Raw genomic sequence first — 16,664 nt, forward strand, 5'->3', positions numbered from 1 at the left:
ACCGCGCACTGTCCGCAGCGCGGGCACCGGTCGAGCGCGGCGTCGCACGTCTGAAGTCGTGGCGGATCCTCCGCAGGGCACGACGCAGTCCGAATCGAATGTCGTCAATCACCGCAGCCATCCTCGCCCTGGAGCGGCAGCGCTGAAAACGCTCAGTGGACCGACTCGGGGGAGACCCATGACGACCGCGGGCTGAAGAACCGGCCGACCGAGGACGTCAGGCGGGTGCCGATCCCGCCTCACCTCGTCGCCGTGCTCCGCGAGCACCTGGCCACCTTTGGCACAGCGGACGACGGGCGGCTGTTCTTCAGTGAGAAGGGGTCGGTCGTCCCGTCCTCGACCTACTACCGCGTGTGGCAGGAAGCTCGGCTCCTCGCGCTTCCGCCGGCAGTCGCGGCCTCGCCGCTCGCGAGTCGGCCGTACGACCTCCGGCACTCGGCTCTCTCGACGTGGCTCAACGCCGGTGTAGACCCAACCGAGGTGGCCGAGCGAGCCGGCAACAGCGTCGAGGTGCTCCTGACCCGCTACGCCAAGTGCCTCGACGGACGGCAAGACGTCGCCAACCGGCGTATTGAGGATCTGTTGCGCGAGTACGAGTGATCGCAGACGACGGTAGCTCCGATGCCCCCGGACTTGTTCCGGGGGCATCGGCATGCTTTGGCCGTCAGGGGCGCTCCTCTCCTGCGGAATTCCGCGCCGGTGGCTCCGGGGTGTATGTCGGGCCGGGCCATGAAGTCAGGTCGGCTTCCCTCACTCGTTCAGAGGCGCCTCTCATGCGCATTACGCGTATGAGGCCCAGAGTTGACCACGTCTAATTGCGTCTACTTGCAGGGGTAAAGGATCATGCCGACGTTTGTTGCGCTGCTGAACTGGACCGACCAGGGAGTCCGCGGCTACAAGGACACCCCGCAACGCGCCGAAGCCTTCACGGCAGCGGCTCAGAAGCTCGGGGTGAAGGTCCTGAACCTCTTCTGGACCGTCGGCCCGTACGACATCGTGGCTGTCGTGGAGGCGCCCGACGACGAGACTGCCACCGCAGTGCTCCTACAGGTCGGCGCGTTGGGCAACGTCCGTAGCACGACCCTGCGAGCCTTCGGCCGGGAGGAGATGGACCGCATCATCGCCAAAGCCACTGGCTGAGGGACTTCCACGTCGAGGTTCTGTTGGTACGAGTGACACGCTCAAGGCGGTACCCCCCACGGCCCCTAGACCTGTCCGGGGCTTGGGGGGACGGGCATGACCTGCGCTTACGTCCCAAGATCCCGTCCACGCCTCGTCCACAGCCCCCGACATACGCCCGCTCCGAGCGGCACACGCCTGCACATACGCGAAGACCCCGGCTTCAGCGTTTCCGCTGGTGACGGGGTCTTTAGGCACCTCATACAGGGTGCCCCCGGCAGGATTCGAACCTGCGCACACGGCTCCGGAGGCCGTTGCTCTATCCCCTGAGCTACGGGGGCGTGTCGTTGTGCGACGTGCAGAACACTACCAGCTCCGACCGGGTGGCCGGGTACAGGGTTTTGGGGTCCTACCGCGCCCTCGCCTCTTGATCACGACTGGGCTCGGGCGCCCGTCTCGGGTGCTTGCGGCCCGTCTTGCCAGGGCCTCCGCCAGCCCCGCCGCCTCCGCGCGGAGTGCCTTGTCCTCCTCCGCCATGCCCCGCCCCCGCGGAGCGCCGTACCCTCCCCCGCACCCACCGGGTGCCCGCCCGGCCCGCTTTCCCCGGGACCAGGTTCGCCGTCCCGGCGGCCCCCCCGCCCTCCGCCGCGGCGAGGCGCACGGCCCCCGCGCCTCGCGGGCCCACCCCCCTCGCTGCGAGACGGGCGCCCCCGCCTCCCGCGGCGAGGCGCACGGCCCCCACCCCCCCTCGCGGGCCCCCGCCGCCCTCGCACCCCTCGCGGCGAGATGTCCGTCCACTCCCCTCGCACCCCTCGCGGCGAGATGTCCGTCCACTCCCCTCCGCCTCCCGCGCCGAGCGCGTTGCCGCCCCCCGCACCCCCGCGCCGAGTGCATTGCCGCCCCTCGCACCCCTCGCGGCGAGATGTCCGTCCACTCCCCTCCGCCTCCCGCGCCGAGCGCGTTGCCGCCCCCCCGCACCCCCCCCGCGGCGAGATGCCCGTCCCCTCCCCACGTCCCCCGGCGCCGAGCGTTTTACCGCCCCCTCCCCTCCACGAGCGCATTGCCGCCCCCCGCTCCGCCCCCGCGCGAGCGCGTTATCATTCTCCGCCCCGCACGTTCAGGCTCCCCGTCGGACGTCCCTCTCACGGGGCCGAAGTGGGCAAAACGCGGACGCACCGTGCGGCGCGCGCCTAGGCTCTCGGTTGTGGCTGGCATGTCCGGTCGGGTCCTTGTCGTCGACGACAGCAAGGTGATCCGGCAGTTGATCAGGGTCAACCTCGAGCTTGAGGGCTTCGAGGTCGTGACCGCGGCCGACGGTGCCGAGTGCCTGGAGATGGTCCAGCACGTCCGTCCGGATGTCGTCACTCTCGATGTGGTCATGCCCAGACTCGACGGCCTGCGCACAGCCGCCCGGCTCCGGGCCGACCCCGCCACCCGCGACCTCCGCATCGCCATCGTCAGCGCCTGTACCCAGATGGACCTCGAGAGGGGGGAGGCCGCCGGCGTCGACGCCTACCTCGGCAAGCCCTTCGAGCCCGTCGATCTGGTCCGCGTCGTGAGGCAGCTGATGCACATGGGGCAGCAGGACGCCGCTGAGGCGGAGGAGCCCGGAGCGGCCTCCGCCAGCGGGCGTCCCGGAGGGTGAAACCCGATGGCGGGGGGACCCCCGTTCTCCCATACCCTTGACCCGTGACACCCGCAGAGCTCTCCCACGCCATCCTGTCCGCAGTTCGCTCCGCCGTGGAGGCGGGGGAGCTGTCCGTTCCCGTGCCCGAGCAGGTCACGGTCGAGCGACCGAAGAACAGGGACCACGGCGACTACGCCACCAATGTGGCGCTCCAGCTCGCCAAGCGCGCGGGGAAGCCGCCGCGGGAGGTCGCCCAGGTCCTCGCGGAGCGGCTGAAGGCGGCGTCCGGGGTCAAGAGCGTGGACATCGCGGGCCCCGGCTTCCTCAATGTCACCCTCGACGCCGCCGCCCAGGGCGAGCTGGCCCGGACGATCGTCGAGGCGGGCCAGGCGTTCGGGCGCAACGAGACGCTCAAGGGGTTGCGGATCAACCTCGAGTTCGTCTCGGCCAACCCCACCGGCCCCATCCACATCGGCGGTGTCCGCTGGGCCGCCGTCGGTGACTCCCTCGGCCGGATCCTGCGGGCCTCGGGCGCCGAGGTCACCACCGAGTACTACATCAATGACTTCGGTGTGCAGATCGACAAGTTCGCGGGCACGCTCCGGGCGGTGGCCAACGGCCGGCCCGTACCCGAGGACGGGTACAAGGGGGAGTACGTCGACGAGCTGGCGAAGAAGATCGCCGCGGGCCACGCCGGGCTGCTGGAGAAGGACGAGCGGGAACAGCTCGCGGTCTTCAAGGCCGAGGGCCTCAAGCTCATGATCGCCGAGATCCGGCGGTCGATGGAGGAGTTCGGGGCGCACTTCGACGTGTGGTTCTCCGAGCGGAGCCTGCACGAGTCGGGCGAGGTCGAGCAGGCGATCGAGCGGCTGCGGGCCCAGGGCCACGTCTTCGACCGGGAGGGCGCGGTCTGGCTGCGCACGACCGACTTCGGCGACGACAAGGACCGGGTGCTGGTCAAGGCGAACGGGGAGACCACCTACTTCGCCTCCGACGCCGCGTACTACCTGGACAAGCGGGACCGGGGCAACGAGACCTGCGTCTACATGCTCGGAGCCGACCACCACGGGTACGTGGGGCGGCTCAAGGCGATCGTCGCCTGCGCCGGTGACGATCCCGAGCACAACATCGAGGTGCTCATCGGGCAGTTCGTGAAGATGCTCAAGGACGGTGAAGAGGTCCGCATGTCCAAGCGGGCCGGCAACATCATCACCATCGACGACGTGATCGACTGGATCGGCGTGGACGCGGCGCGGTACTCCCTCGCCCGCTCCAGCACCGACTCGACGCTCACCCTCGACATCGACCTGCTCACCAGCCAGAAGACGGACAACCCGGTCTTCTACGTGCAGTACGCGCACACCCGGATGTGCGGTGTGCAGCGCAACGCGGCCGAGATGGGCGTCGACAAGGGCCCGGCCGAGGACTTCAAACCCGAGCTGCTCACCCATGAGCGGGAGAACGAGCTGCTGGGGGCCCTCGCCGAGTTCCCGCGGGTGGTCGCCGCCGCGGCGGATCTGCGCGAGCCGCACCGGGTCGCCCGCTATCTGGAGCGGCTGGCCGGGATGTACCACCGCTTCTACGGTGACTGCCGGATCCTGCCGCTCGGCGACGCCGAGGTGACGGATCTCAACCGGGCCCGGCTCTGGCTCGCCGACGCGACCCGGACGGTCATCGCCAACGGTCTCGACCTGCTCGGTGTCTCCGCGCCCGAGCGCATGTGACACGAACTTCCCTGGAGAACCTGTGAGTCGCTCCGCACACCCCGCAGGGCCGCGCTACGCGGACGTGATCCCCGAGGGGCACTACGCCGCCCCGCCCGCCGATCTGAATGTGCTCGACCCCCGGATCTGGTCCCGGACGGTCGACCGCAACGAGCACGGGGCGGCCACCGTCGGCGGGCTGGACGTGCGCGCTCTCGCCGAGGAGTTCGGCACTCCCGCGTACATCCTCGACGAGGACGACTTCCGGGCCCGGTGCCGCGCCTGGCACGAGGCGTTCGGTGGCGAGGCGGACGTCTTCTACGCCGGGAAGGCCTTCCTCAGCCGGGTCGTGGTCGCCTGGCTGAAGGAGGAGGGCCTCAACCTCGACGTGTGCTCCGGCGGCGAGCTCACCACGGCGCTGGCCGCCGGGATGCCCGCCGACCGGATCGCGTTCCACGGCAACAACAAGACGATGGACGAGCTGGAGCGGGCGGTCTCCGCCGGGGTCGGCCGGATCGTCGTCGACTCGTTCCAGGAGATCGTCCGGCTGGCGGACGTCGCGGCCCGGCACGGGGTGCGGCAGCGGGTCCAGATCCGGGTCACGGTCGGTGTCGAGGCGCACACGCACGAGTTCATCGCCACCGCGCACGAGGACCAGAAGTTCGGCCTCGCGCTCAGCGGCGGCCAGGCCGCCGAGGCCGTCAGGCGGGTGCTGAACCTCGACTCGCTCGAGCTCGTCGGCATCCACTCGCACATCGGGTCGCAGATCTTCGACACCTCCGGGTTCGAGGTGGCCGCGCACCGGGTCGTCGGCCTGCTGCGGCAGATCCGCGACGAGCACGGTGTGGAGCTGCCCGAGATCGACCTCGGAGGAGGCCTCGGTATCGCCTACACCTCGGGCGACGACCCGAGTGAGCCGCACGAGATCGCCAAGGCGCTCGCCGAGATCGTCACCCGCGAGTGCACGGCGGCGGGGCTGGCCGTGCCGCGCCTGTCGGTGGAGCCGGGCCGGGCCATCGTGGGCCCGACGGCGTTCACCCTCTACGAGGTGGGCACCGTCAAGCCGCTGGAGGGCCTGCGCACCTACGTCAGCGTGGACGGCGGGATGTCGGACAACATCCGTACGGCGCTGTACGACGCCGAGTACACCGTCGCGCTGGTCTCGCGCGCCTCGGACGCCGAGCCGATGCTCAGCCGGGTCGTGGGCAAGCACTGCGAGTCCGGGGACATCGTGGTCAAGGACGCGTTCCTGCCGGCGGACCTGGCCCCGGGCGACCTGCTGGCGGTCCCGGCGACCGGCGCGTACTGCCGGTCGATGGCCAGCAACTACAACCACGCGCTGCGCCCGCCGGTGGTCGCCGTCCGCGACGGCGTGGCGCGCGTGATCGTCCGACGCGAGACCGAGGAGGATCTCCTGCGTCTGGATGTTGGATGACGGAAATCTCATCTCAGATCCTGGACCGGACATAGATCTGTCCGGCAGGTCAACGAGACTGGTTTCGACGAGTGCACGCGAGAAACGAGGTCGGATGATGCGTACGCGTCCGCTGAAGGTGGCGCTGCTGGGCTGTGGAGTGGTCGGCTCAGAGGTGGCGCGCATCATGACGACGCACGCCGACGACCTCGCCGCGCGTGTCGGAGCTCCCGTCGAACTCGCCGGAGTGGCCGTGCGCCGCCCGAACCGGGTCCGCGAGGGCGTTCCCGCGCACCTGATCACCACCGACGCCGTCGAGCTGGTCAAACGCGACGACGTGGACGTGGTCGTCGAGGTGATCGGAGGGATCGAGCCCGCACGGGGCCTGATCACCACCGCCATGGAGCACGGGGCGAGCGTGGTCAGCGCGAACAAGGCGCTGCTCGCCGAGGACGGGGCCGCGCTGCACGCCGCCGCCGTCGAGCACGGGGTGGACCTCTATTACGAGGCCGCCGTCGCGGGCGCGATCCCGCTGATCAGGCCGCTGCGCGAGTCGCTGGCCGGGGACAAGGTCAACCGGGTCCTCGGCATCGTCAACGGCACCACCAACTTCGTGCTGGACCGGATGGACTCCACCGGCGCGGGCTACTCCGACTCGCTCGACGAGGCGACCGCCCTCGGGTACGCGGAGGCGGACCCCACCGCCGACGTCGAGGGCTTCGACGCCGCCGCCAAGGCCGCGATCCTCGCCGGAATCGCCTTCCACACCCGGGTGACCGCGGCCGATGTGCACCGTGAGGGCATCACCGAGGTCACCGCCGCCGACATCGCCAGCGCCAAACGCATGGGCTGTGTGGTCAAGCTCCTCGCGATCTGCGAGCGGTCCGCCGACGGGAAGTCCGTGACCGCTCGGGTCCACCCGGCGATGATTCCGCTCAGCCATCCTCTGGCCAGCGTTCGTGAGGCGTACAACGCGGTCTTCGTCGAGGCCGACGCGGCCGGGCAGCTGATGTTCTACGGTCCGGGCGCGGGCGGCGCGCCGACCGCCAGCGCCGTCCTCGGCGACCTGGTCGCCGTGTGCCGCAACAAGCTCAACGGGGCCACCGGGCCCGGCGAGTCCGCGTACACGCGGCTTCCGGTCAGCCCGATGGGCGATGTCGTCACCCGCTACCACGTCAGCCTCGACGTGGCCGACCGGGCGGGTGTGCTCGCCCAGGTGGCGGCAGTCTTCGCCGAGCACGGCGTCTCCATCGACACCGTGCGGCAGCAGGGCAAGGACGGGGAGGCCTCGCTGGTCGTGGTCACCCATCGCGCGCCCGACGCGGCCCTGTCGGGAACCGTCGAGGCCCTCCGGAAGCTGGAGACGGTCCGCGGCGTGGCGAGCATCATGCGTGTGGAAGGGGAGTAACCCAGTGAACGCTGGAACGGCGAGCCGCCGAGTCGGGGAGCGTGACCCAATGAGCCCAGTCGCCGACCGGCCGGTACAGGCAGCCACGCACCAGTGGCGCGGCATCATCGAGGAGTACCGCGACCGGCTGCCGGTCACCGCGGACACTCCCGTCGTCACCCTCCTGGAGGGTGGCACACCGCTGGTCCCGGCGCAGCTGCTCTCCGAGCGCACGGGCTGCGACGTCTACCTGAAGGTCGAGGGAGCCAACCCCACGGGCTCGTTCAAGGACCGCGGGATGACGATGGCCATCACCAAGGCCAAGGAGGCCGGCGCGCAGGCCGTCATCTGCGCCTCCACCGGCAATACCTCCGCCTCGGCCGCCGCCTACGCCGTCCGGGCGGGGATGGTCTGCGCCGTGCTCGTCCCGCAGGGCAAGATCGCGCTGGGCAAAATGGGCCAGGCGCTGGTCCACGGCTCGCGGATCCTCCAGGTGGACGGCAACTTCGACGACTGCCTCACCCTGGCGCGCGGCCTGTCGGAGAACTACCCGGTGGCCCTGGTGAACTCGGTGAACCCCTCGCGCATCGAGGGGCAGAAGACGGCCGCGTTCGAGATCGTGGACGCGCTCGGCGACGCCCCGGACGTCCATGTCCTCCCCGTGGGCAACGCGGGCAACATCACCGCGTACTGGAAGGGCTACACCGAGTACGCGGCCGACGGTGTGTCGACCCGCAACCCGCGCATGTGGGGCTTCCAGGCCTCCGGGTCCGCCCCGATCGTGCTCGGCGCGCCGGTCAAGAGCCCGCAGACGATCGCGACCGCGATCCGGATCGGCAACCCTGCCTCGTGGAAGCAGGCCGAGCTGGCCCGGGACGCGTCCGGTGGCTTCATCGACTCGGTGACCGACCGTCAGATCCTTTCCGCCTACCGGCTTCTGGCGTCCCGTGAGGGCGTCTTCGTGGAGCCTGCGTCGGCGGCGAGCGTCGCCGGGCTGCTGAAGGCGGCCGAGGAGGGCAAGGTCGACCCGGGCCAGCGGATCGTCTGCACGGTGACCGGGAACGGGCTCAAGGACCCGGACTGGGCCGTGGCGGGCGCGCCGCAGCCGGTCGTCGTCCCCATCGACGCGGAGGCGGCGGCCAAGCAGCTCGGGCTGGTCTGAACGGACGCCACCTGACGGGTGTCACCCGGACGGGGCCGGCGGGGAGACGAGGGGCGGGCGGCGGAAACGCCGACGACGTCACCGTTCGCCCGTGTTTGGGCCGCCTTTGAGCCACCGACAGGCCGGGGAGCACGGCCGGGCGCTCGACACGCATCGTGCGCTCTCCGTGCGCCGTATGTCGCAGGTGAACCTGTCTTCGATAGGCTGTGCACATCCAGCGGCATATTCCGCCGCCCAGGATCACCCGTCGGGTCGCGGCCGAAGCGGGTCGCGGGGGCCGTCGCGGGCCCCGCGGCACAGGTCACCGACACCCCCACCCGGCAAGCACAGCAGCACCCCGCCCAGCGGCGCCCGCGGCGAAGCGAGCCCCGCACCGCAGGGCAGGGGAGTACGGCAGATCCACATCAAGGAGAGTCCCCGCGTATGGCCGGTCCAGCGTTCCGCGCCGCCGCAGTCCGGGTGCGCGTCCCCGCGACCAGCGCCAACCTCGGCCCCGGATTCGACGCCTTCGGTCTCGCCCTCGGGCTGTACGACGACGTGGTCGTGCGCGTCGCCGACTCCGGTCTGCATGTCGACATCGCGGGTGAGGGCGCCGACACCCTGGCGCGCGACGAGCGGCACCTCGTCGTCAAGGCCATGAGGACCACGTTCGACCTGCTCGGCGGCCAGCCGCGCGGCCTCGAGGTCGTCTGCGCCAACCGTATCCCCCACGGCCGCGGGCTCGGCTCGTCCTCCGCCGCCATCTGCGCGGGCATCATGGCCGCGCGGGCGGTCACGATAGGCGGCCCGGAGCGCCTGGACGACGCCGGACTGCTGGAACTCGCCACCGAGATCGAGGGCCACCCGGACAATGTCGCCGCGTGCCTCCTCGGCGGCTTCACGGTCGCCTGGAGCGAGAACGGGGCCGCGCGCGCGATCAGACTCGACCCGAACTCGTCCCTCGCCCCAGTGGTGTACGTACCCTCCGTCCCCGTGCTCACTGAGACCGCGCGCGGCCTGCTGCCGCGCAACGTCCCGCATGTGGACGCGGCCGCCAACGCGGGGCGGGCCGCGCTGCTCGTCGAGGCGCTCACCCGCCGCCCCGAGCTGCTGCTGCCGGCCACCGAGGACCGTATCCACCAGGAGTACCGTGCTCCCGCGATGCCGGAGAGCCTGGCGCTGGTCGCCTCGCTGCGTGCCGAGGGCGTCCCCGCGGTGATCTCCGGAGCGGGCCCGACCGTGCTCGCCTTCGCGGAGGAGGGCACGGCGGACAAGGTGGCCCACCTCGCGGGGGAGAGCTGGGCGGCACACCGCCTGGAACTGGACACGGCGGGAGCGTGCGTGCTCCCGCTGGGCGCATGACCGGCGCCGTCCGCCGGGGCGCGGCCCGCTCCAGCACCGGCGGAACGACAACTGGGGGAGGCGGGAAGCGTTGACCTTCGCTGTCGGAAATCCGACGACCCTCGCGGTCGAAGGGGTGAGAAGCCCGGCCGTTGGAGGGCTGGGGATCTCGGCCATCGACGGGCTGGGGATCACGGCCCTCGACGGGGCGAGGATCTTGGCCCTCGACGGGGCGGGTACCTTTGCTGTCGGACGGTCCGCCGTGTTCGCACGAGCGGCCGGGTTTGAGCATCCGTCCCGCCGGGGAACGGAATGCACCGGGATCGAGCAGGCGGCGCTGAGCGCCGGGACCGTGCCGGGCAGCGCCGCCGCGGTACCAGCTGCCCGAAGCGCCCGTCGCGACCGGAACGGGAGCGCGCGGGGATGCCGCGGCCGCGCCGGAGGCCCCGCCCGGGCCCGCGCGACGGAACCGCGACACGATTGGCGGTTCGGGAGAGGGGGAATGTTTGTTGGATCCGGTAGTGTTAACCTCATGTCTGCACCAGACGCCCTGAGGGGCGCGGTGCTCTGTGTTCCGACACAAGGGGGACCCCGATCGCGGGGGTGACCCGAAATTCGGGACCGCCATTCTTCCGGGAAATCACCCCACCATCTGCGCATCCTGCCTGAGTGGTGACGGCTGTCCAGTACCGGAACCGGCGCGAATGACCGCACATCTCTTTCGCGCCTCCTGCCGGCCGAGAAGACCAGCAGGGTTGGATCTCTCCGCCCGCAGGGCGGACCACCGCCCCGGATCCGTGCCGAGGAAGGCACAGATCCGGACAGCACAACCGGTCGCCGAGCCAGACAGGCCGACGCCCGCTCCAGGGAAGGACCCTTCGTGAGCGACACCACCGATCTGATGGGCGTGCGCCCGGACGCCGCGCCCGCCCCGGACGCTCCTGCCGCGCCTGCCACCGGTGCTGCCCCCAAGCGCCGCCGGTCGGGCACTGGCCTGAACGGCATGGTCCTGGCGGAGCTCCAGCAGCTCGCCTCGGGGCTCGGAATCAGCGGGACCGCGCGGATGCGCAAGAGCCAGCTGATCGAGGTGATCAAGGAAAAGCAGGCCGCGCAGGGCGGCGGCGAGGCCGCGCCCAAGGCCGCGGCGGCCACCGAGAAGGCCGGCGGCGAGGCTCCCGAGAAGCCCAAGCGCCGCACCACCTCCCGGGCCCGTACCGGCGAGAAGGACGGCGGAGAGAGCGCCGCCCAGCAGCAAATCGACATCCCCGGCCAGCCGGTCTCGGACGAGCCGCCGGTCGAGCGCCGCCGCCGCCGTGCCACCTCGGCCGCCGGTTCCCCCGACACGGCCGTGGCCGAGACCGCCGCCGCCGAGGTCGAGGGCACCAAGGACGCCAAGGCCACCGCGGCCGTGGACAGCGCCGAGGGCAGGGCCGCCAAGGCCGCCGACAAGCCCGCCGCCGAGGCCGCGAAGGCCGGTGACGACCGCGAGGGCGGCCGCCGCGGCCAGCAGGGCCAGCAGAAGGACGGCCGCCGCGAGCGCGGTGACCGCGGCGAGCGGGGCGACCGTCAGCAGCAGCGTGACCGCCGCAAGGGCGGCGACACCGACGGCGGCGGCGACCGCCAGCAGCGCGGCGGCGGGGACAACCGCGGCAGCCAGCAGCCCCAGGACGACGACGACTTCGACGGTGGCGGCCGCCGCCGCCGTGGGCGCTACCGCGACCGGCGGGGCCGTCGCGGGCGCGAGGACTTCGGCAATGAGCCGCAGGTCGCCGAGGACGACGTCCTGATCCCGGTCGCGGGCATCCTCGACATCCTCGACAACTACGCGTTCATCCGCACCTCCGGCTACCTGCCGGGCCCGAACGACGTGTACGTCTCGCTCGCCCAGGTCCGCAAGAACGGCCTGCGCAAGGGCGACCACGTCACCGGCGCCGTGCGCCAGCCCCGCGAGGGCGAGCGCCGTGAGAAGTTCAATGCTCTGGTGCGCCTGGACTCCGTCAACGGCATGGCGCCCGAGACCGGCCGCGGCCGTCCAGAGTTCGGCAAGCTGACCCCGCTGTACCCGCAGGAGCGGCTGCGCCTGGAGTCCGAGCCGGGCGGCCTGACCACCCGGATCATCGACCTGGTCGCGCCCATCGGCAAGGGCCAGCGCGGTCTGATCGTCTCGCCGCCGAAGGCCGGCAAGACGATGGTGCTCCAGTCGATCGCCAACGCGATCACCCGAAACAACCCCGAGTGCCACCTGATGGTCGTCCTGGTCGACGAGCGTCCGGAAGAGGTCACCGACATGCAGCGGTCGGTCAAGGGCGAGGTCATCTCCTCGACCTTCGACCGTCCGGCCGAGGACCACACCACGGTCGCCGAGCTCGCCATCGAGAGGGCCAAGCGCCTCGTGGAGCTGGGCCACGACGTCGTCGTCCTGCTGGACTCCATCACCCGTCTGGGGCGCGCCTACAACCTGGCGGCCCCGGCCTCCGGACGCATCCTGTCCGGTGGTGTGGACTCGACCGCGCTGTACCCGCCGAAGAAGTTCTTCGGCGCCGCGCGCAACATCGAGGACGGCGGCTCGCTGACCATCCTGGCCACCGCGCTGGTCGAGACCGGCTCGCGGATGGACGAGGTGATCTTCGAGGAGTTCAAGGGCACCGGCAACATGGAGCTCAAGCTCGACCGCAAGCTCGCCGACAAGCGGATCTTCCCCGCGGTGGACGTGGACGCGTCCGGTACCCGCAAGGAGGAGATCCTGATGAACGGCGAGGAGCTGGGCATCGTCTGGAAGCTGCGCCGGGTGCTGCACGCCCTGGATCAGCAGCAGGCCATCGAGCTGCTGCTGGACAAGATGAAGCAGACCAAGGGCAACGGCGAGTTCCTGATGCAGATCGCCAAGACGACGCCGGGTATGGGCAACAACGACTGACGTCGTCCCCGTCGTTCTCCGGGCTCGGGGCCCTTCCGTCCGCGTTCTTCTCCGCGGGTGGGAGGGCCCCGAGTCGTTCCCGGATGCTCCATTCGTGACAATGGGGACAGAATGGGATCGCAGGGATTATTGATAAGGAAAGGATGGGATAGGCCGCAGGAGCCACAGAAGGCCCGGTACCGGGTCCACGTGCTCCCCGACGTCTCGCGTCCGCGCGAGATGTCACTCGTCTCCCCGGTCGCGCCGGGGCGGACGAGGAGAGGGGTGCAGAGAGGGCGGAGAGCGGATGGCGGACGAGCAGCGCGAGGGGGCCCGTGGCCGGCGTGGGGGGCGCCCCCGTACGCCCCGGCGCCGGGCCCTGGTGGTCACCGCGTGGGCGGCGGCCGGGGTGGTGCTGCTGGGCGGGGGCGGACTGGCGTACCTGTACTTCGAGTTGGACGGGAAGCTGCGGGGCGTGGACATCGACCGCGCGCTCGGGCGGGACCGCCCCGACAACGTCGACAACGGCTCCATGGACATCCTGGTCCTCGGCTCCGACTCCCGGTCGGGGGACAACCGCGTGTACGGCGACGACGCGACAGGCACGGCCCGCTCGGACACGGCGATGGTGGTGCACATAGCGAAGGGCCACCGGAAGGCGGGGGTGGTGAGCATCCCGCGCGACACGCTGGTGGACCGTCCGGAGTGCCGGCGGACCACGGCGGGCGCCGATGGCAAGAGCGCCAAGGGGTCGATAGCGCCAGCCGCCAATCGGGTGATGTTCAATGAGTCGTACGAGATCGGGGGGCCGGCCTGCACGGTGAAGACCGTGGAGGCGATGACGGGGATCCGGATGGACCACTTCATCGAAGTGGACTTCTCGGGCTTCAAGGGGCTGGTGGACGCCCTCGGCGGTGTGACGGTCACCACAACGGAGCCCATCCACGACCTCGACAGCCGCCTCGACCTCCCGCCGGGCGCGCACCACCTCAATGGAGAGCAGTCCCTGGGCTTCGTCCGGACGCGGCACGGGATCGGGGACGGCAGCGACCTGGGGCGGATCGGGCTCCAGCAGCAGTTCCTGACGAGCCTGCTCACGCAGGTGCACGACATCGGGGTGTTCGGCAGCCCGGCCAAGCTCTACAAGGTCGCGGACGCCGCCTCCAAGGCCATCACGACGGACTCGGAGATCGCGTCGATCAGCGGCCTGCGGAAGCTGGCCGCCGGCCTGAAGCGCATCGACGCGGGCGACCTGACGAAGGTGGTCCTCCCGGTCGACTACGACGCCACCGACCCGAACCGCGTCATCCCGAAGGATCCCGAGGCGGACCAGGTCTGGTCGGCCCTGCGCGAAGACCGCCCCATCCCCTGGACGGCGACGACGGACGAACCGGCCCTGGCCGAGCCCAAGCCCGCCCCACCCACCCCGAAGTCCCCGGCAGTCCCAAAGCTGACCCCGAGCCCCAGGTAGCGGCGCCCGCGGCGGGCTGCGGCCTCCCCGCCGCGGGGGTGGAATATCTCGGGGGCGGCCCCGGTTTGGGGAGTACGTGCCTGTCCTGGCAGACTGGTACGTCGGCCCCGGTTCACGCACGGCAACAGGCCGTGTGACCCGGTGCCCTCCCGATACCTAGGAGAATCCCTTGAAGCCCGACATTCACCCCGAGTACGTGGAGACCCAGGTCACCTGCACCTGTGGCGCTTCCTTCACCACCCGCAGCACCGCGAAGGAAGGCGCCATTCGCGCCGACGTGTGCTCGGCGTGCCACCCGTTCTACACGGGCAAGCAGAAGATCCTCGACACCGGTGGCCGCGTGGCCCGTTTCGAGGCGCGCTTCGGCAAGAACGCCGGGTCCTCCAAGAAGTAGCGACTCCCCAGCGCCGGTCCTCGGTCGCCCCCGTTTCCGCAAGAGGGCGACCGGACCGGCGCTTTGTCGTCCCCTTGAGTCCCCTTCGTCCCCCCATCCACACACCCGAGGCGCAACCAGAGGGGTGCCCACACCATGTTCGAGGCGGTCGAGGACCTGATCGGCGAACACGCCGACCTCGAGAAGAAGCTTGCCGACCCGTCGGTCCACGCCGACCAGGCCAACGCACGCAAGCTCAACAAGCGGTACGCGGAGCTGACGCCCATCGTGGCGACCTACCGCGCGTGGAGGCAGCACGGGGACGACATCGAGACCGCCCGGGAACTCGCGGCCGAGGACCCCGACTTCGCCGCCGAGGTGAAGTCGCTCGAGCAGGGGCGCGAGGAGCTCACCGACCGGCTCCGCCTCCTCCTCGTCCCCCGTGACCCCAGCGACGACAAGGACGTCATCCTCGAGATCAAGGCGGGCGAGGGCGGCGAGGAGTCAGCCCTGTTCGCCGGAGACCTCCTGCGGATGTATTTGCGATACGCCGAGCGCGTCGGCTGGAAGACCGAGATCATCGAGGCCAACGAGTCCGATCTCGGCGGCTACAAGGACGTCTCCGTCGCGGTCAAGGCCCGCCAGTCCTCTTCGGGGGCGAACGCCGAGGCCGGCCAAGGCGTCTGGGCGCGCCTGAAGTACGAGGGCGGCGTCCACCGCGTGCAGCGCGTGCCCGCCACCGAGTCCCAGGGCCGCATCCACACCTCCGCCGCCGGTGTCCTCGTCCTGCCCGAGGCCGAGGACGTGGACGTGGAGATCAACCCCAACGACCTGCGGATCGACGTCTACCGCTCGTCCGGCCCCGGCGGCCAGTCCGTCAACACCACCGACTCCGCCGTGCGCATCACCCACCAGCCCACCGGCATCGTGGTCTCCTGCCAGAACGAGAAGAGCCAGCTCCAGAACAAGGAGCAGGCCCTGCGCATCCTGCGCGCCCGGCTCCTCGCCGCCGCCCAGGAGGAGGCCGAGAAGGAGGCGTCCGACGCCCGCCGCAGCCAGGTCCGCACCGTGGACCGCTCCGAGCGGATCAGGACGTACAACTTCCCGGAGAACCGGATCTCCGACCACCGGGTCGGCTTCAAGGCGTACAACTTGGACCAGGTGCTCGACGGCGACCTGGGCACGATGATCCAGGCGTGCGTGGACGCCGATTCCGCGGCCAAACTGGCCGCGGCCCAGTGACCCCGCCAGGAGGGCCTCAGTGAACCTGCTGCTCGCGGAGGTGGCCCAGGCCACCCAGCGGCTGGCCGACGCCGGCGTGCCGTCTCCGCGTTTCGACGCGGAGGAGCTGGCCGCCTACGTGCACGGGGTCAAGCGGGGAGAGCTGCACAACCTCCCCGACGCCGACTTCGACGCACGCTACTGGGAGGCCGTGGCCCGCCGGGAGGCGCGCGAGCCGCTCCAGCACATCACCGGCAGGGCGTTCTTCCGCTACCTCGAGCTCCAGGTGGGCCCGGGCGTGTTCGTCCCGCGCCCGGAGACCGAGTCGGTCGTCGGCTGGGCGATAGACGCCCTGCGCGCCATGGACGTCGCCGAGCCCCTCGTCGTGGACCTGTGCACCGGCTCGGGCGCCATCGCGCTCGCCCTGGCCCAGGAGGTGCCGCGCAGTACGGTCCACGCCGTGGAGCTCGACGAGGGGGCCCTGGAGTGGGCCAGGCGCAATACCGAGGGCAGCCGCGTCGTCCTGCACCAGGGCAACGCGCTGACCGCGCTTCCGCACCTCGACGGCCAGGTCGACCTGGTCATCAGCAATCCGCCGTACATTCCCCTCGAGGAGTGGGAGTACGTCGCCCCCGAGGCGCGCGACCACGACCCGCAGATGGCGCTGTTCTCGGGCCAGGACGGCCTCGACACCATCCGCGGCCTCGAGCGCACGGCCGGCCGCCTGCTGCGCCCCGGGGGCGTCGTGGTGGTCGAGCACGCGGACACTCAGGGCGGCCAGGTCCCGTGGATCTTCAACGAGGAAGCGGGCTGGACCGACGCCGCCGACCACCGGGACCTCAACAACCGGCCCCGGTTCACCACCGCACGCAAGGCCACGCCGTGACGGCCGCGGCCACCGCCCCCCCGCCAGCACCCGCTCCCCTCCCAGCCACCGACCAGCTACCGAAGTGAACGCCGCCAAGGAGGCC

Annotated in this window: 12 protein-coding genes, 1 tRNA gene and 2 pseudogenes; 14 read left to right on the forward strand and 1 reads right to left on the reverse strand. The window is 71.1% G+C overall.

From position 1 onward, the window contains the following. The 3 genes and pseudogenes from IEY86_RS21425 to IEY86_RS21435 form a co-directional block, all read left to right on the forward strand. A pseudogene (locus tag IEY86_RS21425) lies at positions 1–146 on the forward strand (IS5/IS1182 family transposase); the annotation flags it as partial. A 7-nt stretch (positions 147–153) separates the two neighbouring features. Continuing rightward, a pseudogene (locus IEY86_RS21430) lies at positions 154–600 on the forward strand (site-specific integrase); the annotation flags it as partial. Positions 601–843: 243 nt separating this feature from the next. Next, positions 844–1,140, forward strand: coding sequence for a GYD domain-containing protein (locus tag IEY86_RS21435; RefSeq protein WP_031077045.1), 297 nt, complete (start codon positions 844–846; stop codon positions 1,138–1,140). Positions 1,141–1,388: 248 nt separating this feature from the next. Here IEY86_RS21435 and IEY86_RS21440 read toward each other — a convergent pair. Further along, positions 1,389–1,460 (reverse strand) — tRNA-Arg (locus tag IEY86_RS21440). An 872-nt stretch (positions 1,461–2,332) separates the two neighbouring features. Between IEY86_RS21440 and IEY86_RS21445 the strand changes: the two genes are divergently transcribed. The 11 genes from IEY86_RS21445 to prmC all read left to right on the forward strand — a co-directional run bounded on the left by IEY86_RS21445 (position 2,333) and on the right by prmC (position 16,579). Further along, positions 2,333–2,764 carry a response regulator gene (locus tag IEY86_RS21445; RefSeq protein ID WP_189133423.1) on the forward strand — a complete coding sequence of 144 codons (432 nt, stop codon included), beginning with the start codon at positions 2,333–2,335 and terminating at the stop codon, positions 2,762–2,764. A 44-nt stretch (positions 2,765–2,808) separates the two neighbouring features. Further along, positions 2,809–4,470, forward strand: a complete 1,662-nt coding sequence (gene argS / locus IEY86_RS21450; RefSeq protein ID WP_189133424.1) for an arginine--tRNA ligase — start codon at positions 2,809–2,811, stop codon at positions 4,468–4,470. Positions 4,471–4,492: 22 nt separating this feature from the next. Next, positions 4,493–5,884: a diaminopimelate decarboxylase gene (gene lysA, locus IEY86_RS21455; RefSeq protein WP_189133425.1), complete on the forward strand. Its 1,392-nt coding sequence runs from the start codon at positions 4,493–4,495 to the stop codon at positions 5,882–5,884. A 94-nt stretch (positions 5,885–5,978) separates the two neighbouring features. After that, complete coding sequence (locus IEY86_RS21460; RefSeq protein WP_189133426.1) at positions 5,979–7,271, forward strand: homoserine dehydrogenase; 1,293 nt, start codon at positions 5,979–5,981, stop codon at positions 7,269–7,271. 49 nt (positions 7,272–7,320) lie between these two features. Next, complete coding sequence (gene thrC / locus IEY86_RS21465; protein WP_189133427.1) at positions 7,321–8,412, forward strand: threonine synthase; 1,092 nt, start codon at positions 7,321–7,323, stop codon at positions 8,410–8,412. Positions 8,413–8,835: 423 nt separating this feature from the next. Then, entirely contained in the window at positions 8,836–9,753 is a 918-nt protein-coding gene (gene thrB / locus IEY86_RS21470; protein ID WP_189133428.1) for a homoserine kinase, read from the forward strand. Positions 9,754–10,612: 859 nt separating this feature from the next. Beyond that, positions 10,613–12,649, forward strand: a complete 2,037-nt coding sequence (gene rho, locus IEY86_RS21475; RefSeq protein WP_189133429.1) for a transcription termination factor Rho — start codon at positions 10,613–10,615, stop codon at positions 12,647–12,649. Between the two features lie 286 nt (positions 12,650–12,935). Continuing rightward, positions 12,936–14,099 carry an LCP family protein gene (locus tag IEY86_RS21480; RefSeq protein ID WP_189133430.1) on the forward strand — a complete coding sequence of 388 codons (1,164 nt, stop codon included), beginning with the start codon at positions 12,936–12,938 and terminating at the stop codon, positions 14,097–14,099. 169 nt (positions 14,100–14,268) lie between these two features. Next, positions 14,269–14,493, forward strand: a complete 225-nt coding sequence (rpmE, locus tag IEY86_RS21485; protein WP_189133431.1) for a 50S ribosomal protein L31 — start codon at positions 14,269–14,271, stop codon at positions 14,491–14,493. Positions 14,494–14,628: 135 nt separating this feature from the next. Beyond that, the gene (gene prfA / locus IEY86_RS21490) at positions 14,629–15,714 is read left to right on the forward strand and encodes a peptide chain release factor 1 (protein WP_189133432.1); all 1,086 of its coding nucleotides are present in this window, start codon (positions 14,629–14,631) and stop codon (positions 15,712–15,714) included. A gap of 19 nt (positions 15,715–15,733) precedes the next feature. Next, entirely contained in the window at positions 15,734–16,579 is an 846-nt protein-coding gene (gene prmC, locus IEY86_RS21495) for a peptide chain release factor N(5)-glutamine methyltransferase (protein ID WP_189133433.1), read from the forward strand. Positions 16,580–16,664 lie beyond the last annotated feature (85 nt).

Source organism: Wenjunlia tyrosinilytica (genome assembly GCF_014646055.1).
Lineage (GTDB): Bacteria > Actinomycetota > Actinomycetes > Streptomycetales > Streptomycetaceae > Wenjunlia > Wenjunlia tyrosinilytica.

Excerpts from the sequence above, each read along its gene's own strand:
- thrB (WP_189133428.1), top strand. The coding sequence starts at position 8,836 with ATGGCCGGTCCAGCGTTCCGCGCCGCCGCAGTCCGGGTGCGCGTCCCC.
- IEY86_RS21480 (WP_189133430.1), top strand. The coding sequence starts at position 12,936 with ATGGCGGACGAGCAGCGCGAGGGGGCCCGTGGCCGGCGTGGGGGGCGC.
- IEY86_RS21445 (WP_189133423.1), top strand. The coding sequence starts at position 2,333 with ATGTCCGGTCGGGTCCTTGTCGTCGACGACAGCAAGGTGATCCGGCAG.
- prfA (WP_189133432.1), top strand. The coding sequence starts at position 14,629 with ATGTTCGAGGCGGTCGAGGACCTGATCGGCGAACACGCCGACCTCGAG.
- IEY86_RS21435 (WP_031077045.1), top strand. The coding sequence starts at position 844 with ATGCCGACGTTTGTTGCGCTGCTGAACTGGACCGACCAGGGAGTCCGC.
- thrC (WP_189133427.1), top strand. The coding sequence starts at position 7,321 with ATGAGCCCAGTCGCCGACCGGCCGGTACAGGCAGCCACGCACCAGTGG.
- IEY86_RS21460 (WP_189133426.1), top strand. The coding sequence starts at position 5,979 with ATGATGCGTACGCGTCCGCTGAAGGTGGCGCTGCTGGGCTGTGGAGTG.